11 protein-coding genes are annotated in these 12,008 nt (G+C 70.9%); 5 read left to right on the top strand and 6 right to left on the bottom strand.

Annotated features, from left to right (window positions below):
• The first annotated feature begins 306 nt into the window (after nt 1-306).
• Nucleotides 307-1,029: a polyprenol monophosphomannose synthase gene (locus WME95_RS40025; RefSeq protein WP_437904542.1), complete on the top strand. Its 723-nt coding sequence runs from the start codon at nt 307-309 to the stop codon at nt 1,027-1,029.
• Between the two features lie 37 nt (nt 1,030-1,066).
• Here WME95_RS40025 and WME95_RS40030 read toward each other — a convergent pair whose 3' ends face one another.
• Entirely contained in the window at nt 1,067-2,428 is a 1,362-nt protein-coding gene (locus WME95_RS40030) for a serine/threonine protein kinase (RefSeq protein WP_437904543.1), read from the bottom strand.
• 143 nt (nt 2,429-2,571) lie between these two features.
• Here WME95_RS40030 and WME95_RS40035 point away from each other — a divergent pair, with 143 nt between their 5' ends.
• Together WME95_RS40035 and WME95_RS40040 are read left to right on the top strand one after the other, a co-directional pair.
• Nucleotides 2,572-3,471 carry an SPFH domain-containing protein gene (locus WME95_RS40035; protein ID WP_437904544.1) on the top strand — a complete coding sequence of 300 codons (900 nt, stop codon included), beginning with the start codon at nt 2,572-2,574 and terminating at the stop codon, nt 3,469-3,471.
• Nucleotides 3,468-4,409, top strand: coding sequence for a hypothetical protein (locus WME95_RS40040; protein ID WP_437904545.1), 942 nt, complete (start codon nt 3,468-3,470; stop codon nt 4,407-4,409). Before WME95_RS40035 ends, WME95_RS40040 begins: the two co-directional genes overlap by 4 nt.
• 240 nt (nt 4,410-4,649) lie before the next feature.
• On the opposite strand, the gene WME95_RS40045 is transcribed toward WME95_RS40040, so the two are convergent.
• The 4 genes from WME95_RS40045 to WME95_RS40060 all read right to left on the bottom strand — a co-directional run bounded on the left by WME95_RS40045 (nt 4,650) and on the right by WME95_RS40060 (nt 8,229).
• On the bottom strand, nt 4,650-5,255 hold the full coding sequence (locus tag WME95_RS40045) for a hypothetical protein (protein ID WP_437904546.1): 606 nt from the start codon (nt 5,253-5,255) through the stop codon (nt 4,650-4,652).
• A 182-nt stretch (nt 5,256-5,437) separates the two neighbouring features.
• Nucleotides 5,438-5,821: a hypothetical protein gene (locus WME95_RS40050; protein ID WP_437545297.1), complete on the bottom strand. Its 384-nt coding sequence runs from the start codon at nt 5,819-5,821 to the stop codon at nt 5,438-5,440.
• Between the two features lie 644 nt (nt 5,822-6,465).
• Nucleotides 6,466-7,425 carry a gluconeogenesis factor YvcK family protein gene (locus tag WME95_RS40055; RefSeq protein WP_437545299.1) on the bottom strand — a complete coding sequence of 320 codons (960 nt, stop codon included), beginning with the start codon at nt 7,423-7,425 and terminating at the stop codon, nt 6,466-6,468.
• Nucleotides 7,426-7,470: 45 nt separating this feature from the next.
• Nucleotides 7,471-8,229, bottom strand: a complete 759-nt coding sequence (locus tag WME95_RS40060) for a DNA methyltransferase (RefSeq protein ID WP_437911075.1) — start codon at nt 8,227-8,229, stop codon at nt 7,471-7,473.
• A gap of 831 nt (nt 8,230-9,060) precedes the next feature.
• On the opposite strand from WME95_RS40060, the gene WME95_RS40065 reads away from it, so the two are divergent.
• A complete protein-coding gene (locus WME95_RS40065; RefSeq protein WP_437545301.1) occupies nt 9,061-9,948 on the top strand; it encodes a hypothetical protein in 888 nt (295 codons plus the stop codon).
• 184 nt (nt 9,949-10,132) lie between these two features.
• Here WME95_RS40065 and WME95_RS40070 read toward each other — a convergent pair whose 3' ends face one another.
• On the bottom strand, nt 10,133-11,053 hold the full coding sequence (locus WME95_RS40070) for a transposase (RefSeq protein WP_437904547.1): 921 nt from the start codon (nt 11,051-11,053) through the stop codon (nt 10,133-10,135).
• A gap of 397 nt (nt 11,054-11,450) precedes the next feature.
• Here WME95_RS40070 and WME95_RS40075 point away from each other — a divergent pair, with 397 nt between their 5' ends.
• Nucleotides 11,451-11,963, top strand: coding sequence for a hypothetical protein (locus WME95_RS40075; protein WP_437904548.1), 513 nt, complete (start codon nt 11,451-11,453; stop codon nt 11,961-11,963).
• The last annotated feature ends 45 nt before the right edge of the window (nt 11,964-12,008 follow it).

Raw genomic sequence — 12,008 nt, forward strand, 5'->3', positions numbered from 1 at the left:
GGGCGCGCCCCGTGAGTTGACCGAGGCCGCGCCGGCCTATCGGCCCGATGCAGAGCGGACCGCCCTGTCGGGAAAGGAAAGTACCCGGCGCGCACGCCTCCGGCAACCCACAAGGCGCTCGCGGCGCCCCCGCGGAACCTTCCGCCTGCGCCGTCGTTTTGGTAGATCGCCCGGCGCCGGAGCGCCCGTGCTGGCCGACGCAGCGGAGGCCTGAGCGCGAGCGGACGCCCGCGGACCTGGCGCGCGACGCTGCACGGCGCGCACGATCCCGCGTGCGAGCGCCCGCTCGCGCGGCGCCGAGCCAGGATGGCCCCCCGAACCCTCATCATCACGCCGACGTACAACGAGCGAGACAACCTCGCCGAGTTCGTGAGCTCCGTCCTCGCGGCGGCCCCGGAGGCGCACGTGCTCGTCGTCGACGACGCGTCGCCCGACGGGACAGGCGCCCTCGGCGACGAGCTCGCCGCGCGCGACGGGCGCGTCCGCGTGCTCCACCGGGCGGCGAAGCGCGGGCTCGGCACGGCCTACCTGGAGGGCTTCCAGCGCGCCCTGGACGGCGGCTACGACGTCGCGTTCGAGATGGATGCCGACCTCTCGCACGACCCGCGCCACCTGCCAGCGTTCCTCGACGCGATCGCGCAAGGCGCCGACGTCGTGCTCGGCTCGCGCAACATGCGGGGTGGCGGCGTCGAGGGCTGGGGCCTCGGGCGGCACGTGCTCTCGAAGGGCGGCTCCCTCTACGCGCGGACCATCCTGGGCGTCGGCATCCGCGACCTCACGACCGGCTACAAGGCGTTCACGCGGCGCGCGCTCCTCTCGCTCGATCTCGGCAGCGTGCGCTCGAACGGCTACGCGTTCCAGATCGAGACGACCTACCGCGCGCTGCGCAAAGGGCTGCGCGTGGTCGAGGTGCCGATCGTGTTCGTCGACCGCCGCGCAGGCCGCTCGAAGATGAGCCGCCGGATCTTCGCCGAGGCGATCGTCGAGGTCTTCCGCCTGAAGCTCGACGCCGCGCGCGGTCGCATCTGATCGCGCGGCCCCGCCGGAGCGCGAGCGCGCGCTGCGCTCAGCGCTCCCCCGCGCGCGGCGGCCGCGAGGCGGCGTGGCTGCGGCCCGGCTCGTCGAGCTCCTCGTCGAGCTCCTCGTCCAGCGGGACGTCGCCGTCGTGGATGCGCGATCGACCGGGGGCCTCCTGCTCCTCGAAGCGCACGCGCGCCGCCGCGGCCTGGCCGCGCTGGGCCGCGTCCTCCGGCGCCGGGCGCCCGCGGACGACGCGTGTCGCGCGGCGCAGCGCGAGATCGGCGACCCGCCCGGCCCTGCGCACGTTCGGCGCGGCCTTCTCGCGCAGCACGCGGCCGAACACCAGGGACAGCAGCGTCAGCACCGTCGGGACGATCACCCCGAGCGCGACGCCGACGGCGATGCGCGCGACGGTGAGGCCGAACAGCGCGGCGACGAGCGGCAGGCCCACAAGGCCGCGATCGAGCGACGGGCTCCCCTCGTGCCGGCGCGCGCGCCGCTCCTCCTTGCGCGCGCGCTTCTCTTCCTTGCGCGTGCGCCGCTCCTCCTTGCGCGCCCCGCGCCCCGCGGAGCCCTCCGCGGGCTCGCCAGCGCGCGCCGTCTCGGGGCGCGCGCCGCCCGCTTCGAGCCCCGAAAGGAGCGGAGCGATGCGCGCGGCGCGGCGGTCCGGGTCGGGCTCCAGCATCGCGGAGAGCGCCCGGACGAGGCGAGGATCGGCTCGATCGCCGAGGGCAGCGGGCACGTCGATCGCGAGCCCTCGGTGCGGCAGGTTCTCCGGCTCCTCGCCGGTGAGCAGGCAGAGCGCGGTCGCGCCGACCGCATAGACGTCCGACGCGGGCAGCGCGCGGCCCTGGAACTGCTCCGGCGCCATGTACCCGAACGTGCCGACCACGGTGCTCCCGCCCTCGGGACGCATGCGATCGCGGACCGCGCCGAAGTCGACGATCGCGAAGGAGCCGTCGGGCCGGCGGATCACGTTGTTCGGCTTGATGTCGCGGTGGATGACCGGCGGCGCGCGGCCGTGCAGGTAGTCGAGCACGCCCGAGGCGTCCCGCAGGAAGCGGAGGATGTCGTCCCGCCCGAGCACCGCGCGGCGACGGCGCATCGCGCCCAGGCTCTCGCCCTCGATCTTCTCCATCACCAGGAAGAGCGCTCCGTCCTCCTCGAAATGATCGAGGTAGCCTGGCAGGCTCGGGTGCGAGAGCGACGCGAGCACCCGGGCCTCGCGCTCGGCGAGCTCCACGCTCTTCCAGCTCGAGGCGCCGCGGATCTGGAACCGCTTGATCGCGACGAGCTTGCCGAGCCGCTTGTCGACGGCCTCGAGCGTGTGCCCCTGAGCCCCTTCGCCGAGGGCGCGCGTGATCACGTAGCGGCCGTCGCGCAACGCCTGGCTCGGCTCGGCACCCATCGAGGGAGCGAGAGTACACCGCCCGGGCAACGACACCAGGTCGAAGCCGCGCCTGAGCGCCCGCGAGCGCGCGCGAACGTCCGGACGTCCGGACGCCCGCCGACGCGCGGCCCGCGCCATCCGCTCTGCTAGAGTCGCGAGCGATGTCGCTGATCCTCGCCGTGCTCGGGCTGTTCACCGCGCTCTACCTGCTGTCGGGGCTGCGGCAGATCAACCAGTGGGAGGCCGCGCTGCGCTTCACGCTCGGCAAGCTGACCGGCCGCGTATCCCCCGGGGTGACGCTGTTCCTCCCGGGGATCCAGGAGCTGCGGCGCATCGACACGCGGATGAAGAACCGCGATCTCCTCCAGCAGATGGTGATCACCCGCGACAACGTGACCACGATGGTCGACGCGGTCGTCTATTACCGCGTCGTCGATCCGGAGAAGGCCACGCTGGCCGTCGAGAACTACGAGAACGCGATGAAGGATCGCGCGAAGGTCGTGCTGCGCGACGTGGTGGGCGAGACGCGGCTCGACGAGCTGCTCGCGCACCGCGAGGAGGTCGCCGCCAAGGTGCGCGCGCAGGTCGAGGCGGTGGCGGCCGCGTGGGGCCTGCACGTGGAGATGATCGGCCTCCAGGACATCGCGCTGCCGCCCCAGATGCAGGAGGTGCTCGCGAAGGGCGCGATCGCCGAGCGCGATCGGCGCTACGTGGTCATCAAGAGCGAGGCCGACGTGGAGAGCGCGAAGAACTTCGCGGAGGCGGCGGGCATCCTCGCGCGCTCGCCCGGGGCGATGGAGCTGCGCCGCTTCGAGGCGCTGGCGAACCTGAGCCAGGGCAACACCAAGGTGATCTTCGACCTCGCGAAGCCGTACGACGACGTGCGGCACGCGGCGGTCGCGATGGCCGAGGCGGCGGCGACCGAGGCGAAGCCCGCGCGCGTCCAGCAGGGGCAACGCGCGGTCGACGCCGAGGCGCAGCGCGAGGCCGAGGCGGCCCTCGAGGAGGCGGCGCTCGAGGAGCAGCGGACGGCGCGGCGCGGGCGCATGGGCGGGGCGTGATCCCGGCGCTGACCGCGCTCAAGGCCGCGGTCGCGGCGCTGCTCGAGGCGCGCGGCGAGCGCGGGCTCTCCGCCCTCGTCGCCGGCGGGGAGCTCGCGCTCGCCGCCCCGCCCCAGCGGTGGACGCTGGGGTCGCGCGAGGTGAGCGCGTCGCGCCTCTCGCTGGCCGTCGACGCGCCCGAGTTCGCGGCGCTCACCGCGGATCCGAGCCGCCTCGCGGCGGTGAAGGAGGCGTTCGCGAGCGCGGTCCGCACGCCGGAGACGGAGCTCGCCGATCTGTCGCTGGTGCTGCGCCTGCCCGGCGTCGGGCGCGGGTGGAGCCAGATCTACCGGGAGGCCGCCCTCCCGGCGGCGCCGGAGCGGCCGGCTCCGGACGCGGTGCTCGGCGGCGCGGCGGCCCTGCTCGAGGCGTCGGGCGACGCGCGGGGCGCGGCGATGCTCCGCCGCGCGCGGCTCGAGGCGGCGCAGGTCGCGAGCGGGGGCGCCGCGCTGGTGCGCTGCGTGGTGCGGCTCGAGCCAGCGGATCGCGCGGCGCTCGACCGCGACGGCGAGCGCGCGGAGCGGCTGCGGCGGGCGGTGCGCGACGCGGGGACGCGCGCCTCCGAGGCGATCGCGTCCGTGGAGCTCGCCACGGCGCTCTACCCGCTCGGCGGAGCGGCGGCGCCGGAGGCCCGGCTCGCGCGGGCGCTCGCGGCGCGCGGCGCGGTGGCGGTGACCATCCGCCGCGGTGACGGGCCGGAGGGCGAAGGCGTGGAGCTCGCGGTCGTGGCGTCCGGCGAGCTCATGCGCGTCCGGATCACGGCGGCCCCGGAGCGGGAACACGGCGGCTGGAGAGCCGAGGGGATCCGCGCGATCACCGTCACAGCCGGGGACCTCGCGACGCCGGAGCGGACGGAGGAGCTCGCCGCGCTGCTCTGTGGCGGCGGCGAGCTCCCGTGACGCGCCGCCGTCAGCCCCGCGCCAGCAGGCCGGGCGTCTCGGCGCCGGCGCCGGGCGTCGCAGCGCCGTTGCGCGGGGGGTTCTCCGGGCGGGTCATGCTCCGGATCGCATGCTGGAGCGCAGCGCGGAGGTTACGCTGCGTGTTGAGCTGCAGGGCGTCTGAAGTAACATTCATCATACGATCACTCTCCCTGGAGCTCAGAAAGGCAGCAGGGCATCGCGCGCGACGAGCCCCTGCGCTCACCGCTCGGCGAGCCACGCCGGATACCCCTTCGATTCAACGGACGTGAGGCCGAGGTCGGGCACCTCCACGAACGCCGCGCGGCCCACGGTATAAAGCGCTTCGAGCAGGGTCGCTGGCGGACCGAACGCTTCGAGGCCCAGCGACCACGCCGCCGGAGCAGCCGCGCTCTGGCCTTCCCCCACGGCGACGCGCGTCAGCTCGACAGCACACCCGGCTCCGGGGTGCGCGCCGTCCATCACCTCGACGGCGCGTCCGCCCACCAGCCCGAACACCCTCACCCGACGCTCCTTGGTGAGGGTCATCCACCCGCTGTCATCGGCGTCCGTCGACGAGAGGGTGAGCTTCGTCCACCGCTCCAGCTCACCCAGCACCGTGGGAGAGAGATGGATGGATCCGAGGGCGCAGACCCGACACTTGACCTCCAGGCCCTTCGGCCGCCCGCCGCGCTTCTTGATCCCGAGATCGGCGCGCCGGAGACACCGGTAGCGGTCATGCCGGGGCGCTTCGGAGAACACACGCGAGAACCACGACACGAGCCGCGTCGCCCGAGCGTCGTCCGCAGGTAGAAACCAGCGGACTTCGATGCTCTCCCGGATGTCCATGACGTCCTCCCGGCCGCGCGCGTGCGGCGCGTCCGCACCCCCGCCTCCATGATGCCAGAAACGGGGGCACGTGTGCCGCCGGCGCGACGAAGGTAGGATCTCAGGTCGGGCTGCCTTCCACCGGAGCACGCACGGCTGCAGGCGGGCGAGCGCCTCTGCGCGCGCCGCAGCGCGTCTCCGGCTCAGGCCCTCGACGACGCCCGGAATGAGTCGGACACGACCTTCTTTGCAAAGTCGATGATCGGCTCCCTGGGGACGTTCTGGATCGCGTACTTGACCGCGTAGCCGCCGGCGAGGACGGTGAGCTGGCGCAGGATCTTCGAGCTGGCGAGCACGCCAATCGCGAACGCCGCTCCGCCGATCGCGATCGGGACGATGTACGGGACGTCCTTGACCTTGGTCTGGATGTCCTTGGCGAACTTCAGCAGCATGTCGAGGCTCACCGCGCCCTCGCCGCCCTGCGTCTGCGGCGCGCCAGGCTCGTGCGAGCCGGACTCCTGCGAGCCGCCCTCGTAAATCCCGTTCTTGTACCCGCCCGAAGTGTACTGGTCGTTACTGATGCTCATAGCGCTCTACCTCGTCCTGAGATGATCAGCCACGAAAGTGGCGTTAGCTCCCGGCGCCATGCGAAGCACATACCAGCAGCAAGCGCCGGGGCGGCCGACGCGCAGCCACGCGTGAGCCCGCGCGGCTCGCGCGGCAGCGGGCGAGCCGCTTGCGCCAGCGGCGAGGGCGCCCGCAGGCGAGGGCGCCCGCGTGCGATGAGGCAACTTGGCCTGGCGTGGCAAATGATCCCACCTCGATCGGCTCACCCGATATCGTCGCATCGGAGGAGAGGCTGTCTGCACAAACCTCGCATGCGGCGAGCTGCGCCCACGCCCACGGAGGCGACGCTCGTGCTCGATCGGTAGCGCTGACCAGCGCTCGGCGCGAGCTGGGAGCGCCGGTTGCACGCGGCGCCTCCGAGACCGACGCGCGCGCGACGGAGCTTGCTCCCGGCACACGCGTTGCGTGAGTTGCCTCACCCATGTCGCTCATAACGGTGCTGTTCGGCCGGCTCATCTGCCCGATGCACCGGAGACCGCCTGATCGTCGTGCGCGGCCGCGCCGGCCCGAGGCCACCGGCCGACGCGGCAGCGCCGCGTCCCGGAGGCGCGCCGCGGGTGGCCGTCGAGCGTAGGGCCGGGCCAGCGGAGCCGGGCCCGGCGCCTCACCACCACGAGCGCTGGCGGGCGAGCGAGACGATCGCGGCCGAGAGCTTGCGCGGGTCGTGGCGAATCAGCTTGCCGCCGAACAGCAGATCCGCAGGGACGAGGAGGTCGGAGGCGAGCGGTTTGTCCGGCGAGGTCACGACCGGCTCGGAGCCGGCGGAGGCGTACTCCTCGAGGCCCTCGGAGGGCCAGACGTCGTTGACCAGCACCGCGTCGAGCCTGGCCTCGCCGAGGTACATGGCGATGGTCCCCACGAAGTCCTCGACCGTGTAGCCGGGGGTCTCGTTGGGCTTCGTCATCAGGTTGCACACGAACATCGCGCGGGCGCGGCTCGCCGCGATGGCCTCTCGCACGCCCTTGACCAGGAGGTTCGGCACGAGGCTCGTGTAGAGATCTCCCGGCCCGAGGATGATGAGATCGGCCTCCGCGATCGCGTCGAGCGCCGCTGGATACGCCTGGGCCTCGGGATCCAGATAGACCGAGAGCACCGGCGCATCGAGCATGTCGGAGAGGTTGTCAATCGACGCTTCGCCGCGGATGGTCCGGTCGTTCTCGAGGTGCATCACGAGATCGACGTGATCCATCGTGACCGGGAGGACGCGGTTCTTGACGGAGAAGATCTCGTGCAGGCGCTCGACCGTGAGGGGGAGCGAGCCTGTGATCTCTTGCACCGCGGTGAATATCAGGTTGCGCAGGGTGTGCCCGCCGAGGCTCCCCGAGCGGAAGCGGTGGCCGAGCAGCTCCTTCAGCGCTTCCGGGTGCTCGGACAGGGCGACGAGGCAACGCGTGAAGTCGCCCGGCGGGAGGAGTCCGTACTCGTCCCGGAGCCTCCCGGAGCTCCCGCCCGAATCCATCATGGTCACGATCGCCGTGATGCGGACGCTCAGGTCACGCAGGCCGGTGAGGAGCGTGTAATGGCCCGTCCCCCCTCCCACGGTCACGATCTTCGGCGTCGCCATGGGGGAGCAGGCTACCATGCGGACGAGCGGGGCCGATACCGACCGTCAGGCCGCCGAGATCTCGACGCGCGGCTGCGGCGCGCACTTCGCGAGGCGGCGCGACGCGACGGCGTGGTACGTGGGCGCGATCTCGGCGCTGTAGCAGCGCCTCCCTGCGGTGAAGGCCGCCACCGCGACCGAGCAGAGCCCCCCGAATGGCTCCCAGACGACATCGCCTGGATCGGACGATGCGCGGATGATGCGATCGAGCAGCTTGAGGGGCTTCTGGTTGCCGTGGATCGACCGGGTGTCCTCCTTGAAGCGTTCGGGGCCGCGGACCGCCGGCTCGTGCCAGACGTTGGTCACGCCGACCTCGCAATGGAATTTGGCTCTCAGGGTAGCCCACTCCTCGCCCGTCAACGGCCGCTTGCCATCGACCGAGAAGTAGGGTCGCCCCTCGGGGCGGCCGTGCGCGTTCGCGAAGGCGGCGATCTGCTCGAACGCCGAGGCCGGGGGGTAATACCAGAGGTGGCAGCGGGTGAAGTACTTCCTCGTGGCCGCGTTCTTCACGCCGCACGCCTCGTTGGTCTGGCGCAGGGGGAGGCCCGAGCGCTCCCATTCATGCCGCAGCCAGGTCTTGAGGGGCAGCCGCACGCCGGCGCTCTCCAGGAAGACCTTGCGCACGTACTGCACGCACACCTCGCTCACCACGGGGAACTTGCGCAGCGTCCGGGTGTTCGCGTTGCCCGCGATGTGGGCGATTCCCTTGTCCCAGACGTGGCAGGTCCGGTACTCCCAGCCGTGCTGCTCGAGCAGCGGGTGCACCGTCGCCCAGCCGACCTCCGTCGCCCAGAACCAGAGGGTGGCGGACGGCAAGGCGCGCTCCGACCAGACGGCGACGTGGGGCGCGTACCACGCGGCGAGCCCGTCGTGCGTCGGGGGATCGCCGGGAAAACCGGAGACGCCATAAGCACCGTCGGAGACAATCACGGTGGGTCTCGGCCAGGAGGCGTAGTGCTCCAGCGCGTCGCCGAGCGTCAGGGTGGGGTGGAGGGTGGTCGATGCGCGCTTCACGGGGGACACGCGGCCATCCAATCGAACTGCGCGGATCTGTCAACAAAACGGCGGAGCTCGGCCCCGGCGAGCCGCCTGGACCCGCGCGCGACGCGGCGCGGGCGGGGCGCGCTCCGTCAGCGCCTCGGGCACTCGCCGAGCGCGAGCCCCAAGCGCCCGGGATCGGCCGATCCGTACGACATCGCCGCCCTCCAGTCGACGTGGGGCGCCGTGGGGCGCAACGCCGTGGGGCGCAACGTCGGTCGCGTCGTCGGACGCAACGTCGGTCGCTTCGGCCGCCGGGGGCAACGTCGGTCGCGTCGGCCGCCGGGGGGCAACGTCGGTCGTGTCGGCCGTCGTCGTCGGTCGCGACGGCCGGCCGCGCCCTCTCCGTACCGGCCGTGATCCCCGCGCCACCGCCACGCCGCCCCTGCGGTGGGCATCGACGCGCGGATCTACGAAGACGTGCACGGAGGTCGCCGCGAGGAGACAGCCTGTGGAAATGAGGGGAACACTATCCGCGCAGGATCGCGCACGGCCCGTGTGCCGCCTTCGTGCCGGTGATTGAAGAGATCGTTCGTTCGGCGTATGTTCGGTGGCTTGGTGCGCAACTTCGCTTTGCCGGCGCTCCGCGGCGATGCCCGCGACGAGGCCGACACCGGTGTGACCAGCCTACGCGGGGCCATCGATTCCACACGGGAGGAAATCATGAATGCATTGAAGCGCATGAGCTCGAGAGCCGCTGTTCGCGCGCTCCCGGGCGTCGTTCTGGCCGGGGTGAGCCTGCTCGCGCCGCGCCCGGCAGAGGGCCAGACGGCCGGAGAGCCGGGCCATTTGTACTGGGCCGACACACTCGTAACCCACATCGCACCGGTGAACAACGAATATGGAAGCGGCACGACCTATGTTTATTGGGCCGGCGTCGGAGGAGCCCCCGATTATCGGAGCCGCAGCCTGTGCGCGTCGTTCGTCACGAACGTCCTCAAGCAGGCGTATCAGCTGTCCGTCTACGACATCAACACATGGTTCGGCAGCATGAGCCCGAACGCCTCGCTGTACCACGACAGGATCATCGAGGAGGTCGGGTTCGAGCAGATCGTGACGGTGAGCGAGATCGAGGCCGGCGATATCGTCGCGATCGAGTATCCGGCGGGGAGCACGGCGAGCGGGCACGTCGCCATCGCGGCAGGCGCTGCAGTGCCACGCGTGGCGACCTATCCGTTCGTCACGGGGACGATACAGTACTCGCTCCTCGTCCTAGACTCGAGCACCACGGGCCACGGGACAACCGACACCCGGCGCAACGCGGACGGCTCCTGGCACGCGGGTGTTGGCAGGGGTGTCATGCGCCTCTATGCCAACAGCAACGGGACGATCGTGGGACACGCCTGGAGCACGCAATCGGGATCGACCTACTATGGGACGCAGGTGCGCGATATCGTCGTCGGCCGGATCACGGAGCCGTATATCGAGCTTCCCCTACCGTTGTAGCGACGCGCACGGACCGCCCGCGCTTCCTCGACCACCAGGCCGGCTCACGCAATCCCGGCGCCCTTGACGTGTAGCTTCACACGAAAACGAGGTACGCGTTCATGCGCGCGAACGGAGGGCGTCTGCCGCTTACTCGCCCTCGTCGAGCAGCCCAGGTGGCGCGTCGGCATTTCGACCGTTCCTTTTACGACACGAGCGGATCATCGTTCACGGCCACCCCATGGAATACGCGCATCCACCACGTCTCTGCCGGAAACACCGCGCTGCGCAGCCCTGCACGCCATCGTTGAAGCGCCTCGCGGTACGCTGCGCGAAACGCCCGGACAGCGGCAACCGCGGTCCTTCGTGCGTCTGCATGTCCCCTCCCCACCGCAAACGTTGGATTGAGGCCGCGGGGCGCCTCGACGCTCGTCGCGCGAGCGTCGGGCGACACCGCGCATGCGCGCTCGGGGCCGAGGAAACCGCGGCCAGTTCGATGCATCGCGGCGTGCGCCTCGGCTTCCTTCCGCTCCAGCTCCGCCGCCACCTCGCTCCGGAAGGCGTCCGCGTCATCATCCGCCACAGCTGGCGGAAGCGAGATCGCAATGGCGGCGTCCTCGGGCCATGCGGGATTGCTCGAAGCAAAGTAGACGTCAGGACGCCTCGCCCGCAGCTCGCCGCGGCCGATTTCGTTGACGAGCACCTTCGCTCCCGGCCATTCCTTCGCACGTCGCACCAGCCCCGCCTCCACCGGGTTCGCCAGTGAATATGAAATCTTCTCCACCACAGCCGTCCGCGTCAAGAGGCGAACAACGCTGGTCGCTTCGTGGCCCCAGACCGGCCCCTCCCAGGTTCGGAGCACCTTGGTCCCCAGCGCCACGAGGCGATGAAACAGCTGCAGGAATCGCGGAAGCACGCCTTCGACGTCAGTGACGACGACGTGCAGGTGCGTGGACATGGCGCACAACGCATGCAGGCGAACGCCGTAGCGCCTGGCCGAAACCGCGAGTGCATAGGTGATCAGCTGAGTAATCGCGGCGTCCGGTCGGAAGAGGAGGTGTCGCCGCAACGCGCGTCGCGTGAGGAGATAGGTGGCGCCTGCAACGATAGCGCGAGGCTGGCTCATGGCTGCCGACTATGCCAAACGCGTGCCGGGGCTTGTAGCCAATGATTTCGCATACTTGAATCTTCGAGATCCTGGCGGATCCTGTTTTCCGCCGGCGCCCGCCATGGCCTTTGCCTGGGACCGCCTCGTAGACAACACGTATCGGGTCTCACCACCAAGGCAACGTCGGTCAGACACGCCGGGCCGGCAGACCGGCAACGTCGCTCAGGTCGACAGTCAACGGCAACGTCGGTCAGCCCCGCATCGGTCAGCCCCGCAGTCAGCCCGGCACGGGCCCAACAGGGGCCTCCGTTTCCGGTTGACATCTGGCACGGCGCATGGATCAACCACATTGCGCGCGTTCATGGTTGTCGACCTCGTGCGATGCTCTCGCCCGCCATGCTGCTGGAGAACTCCCATGCACCGACCCCTCCTCGCCCAAGGCCTCGTGCTGTCGCTCTCGCCGTTCGGGTGCTCTACTAGCCCGGAAATTCCTGAAGCGTACGGCGTGGCGGTCATGACCGTGAACGGGGAGAGCTTGGTGCTTGACACGGGGGATAGCGGCAAGCTGCCTGTCGCCGGATTCGACGACAGCTGGGACGTTGACTGCTCCCGCCTCAATGGCGAAACCAATCTGGAGCTGGTGGATCACTCGAAGGACAGGAGGGGCTTCTACTACCTCGATCTCCATCTGCTCGGCAGCAAGCGCAAGGGCGGCGACGCTGCTGTCGTGAACATGCGAATGTACGTCGACGATGCGCTTTTCTATGGCTCTTGCCACGCGACGCTCCGGACATCGTCCGAGGACTCGCACGAATGCAGGTTCTCTTTCGCTGACTGTGGCCTGAACTTGCTCGGCGCTGCCCAGGACGTTGTCCCAGCGCGCCTCGAGTTCGCGTCATTCCACTTGAAATGGTGCTTCGTCCCCTGAGGGGGCGGGGCGCGATATGTCCGAGGACAGCTCCTCCGCGGCGCG

The organism is Sorangium sp. So ce327 (assembly GCF_051530205.1).
Taxonomy (GTDB): domain Bacteria; phylum Myxococcota_A; class Polyangia; order Polyangiales; family Polyangiaceae; genus Sorangium; species Sorangium cellulosum_B.

What these genes read in the sequence shown, in the direction of transcription:
- WME95_RS40075 (WP_437904548.1), top strand. Translation starts at nt 11,451, where the DNA reads ATGCACCGACCCCTCCTCGCCCAAGGCCTCGTGCTGTCGCTCTCGCCG.
- WME95_RS40030 (WP_437904543.1), bottom strand. Translation starts at nt 2,428, where the DNA reads ATGGGTGCCGAGCCGAGCCAGGCGTTGCGCGACGGCCGCTACGTGATC.
- WME95_RS40025 (WP_437904542.1), top strand. Translation starts at nt 307, where the DNA reads ATGGCCCCCCGAACCCTCATCATCACGCCGACGTACAACGAGCGAGAC.
- WME95_RS40070 (WP_437904547.1), bottom strand. Translation starts at nt 11,053, where the DNA reads ATGAGCCAGCCTCGCGCTATCGTTGCAGGCGCCACCTATCTCCTCACG.
- WME95_RS40050 (WP_437545297.1), bottom strand. Translation starts at nt 5,821, where the DNA reads ATGAGCATCAGTAACGACCAGTACACTTCGGGCGGGTACAAGAACGGG.
- WME95_RS40055 (WP_437545299.1), bottom strand. Translation starts at nt 7,425, where the DNA reads ATGGCGACGCCGAAGATCGTGACCGTGGGAGGGGGGACGGGCCATTAC.
- WME95_RS40035 (WP_437904544.1), top strand. Translation starts at nt 2,572, where the DNA reads ATGTCGCTGATCCTCGCCGTGCTCGGGCTGTTCACCGCGCTCTACCTG.
- WME95_RS40045 (WP_437904546.1), bottom strand. Translation starts at nt 5,255, where the DNA reads ATGGACATCCGGGAGAGCATCGAAGTCCGCTGGTTTCTACCTGCGGAC.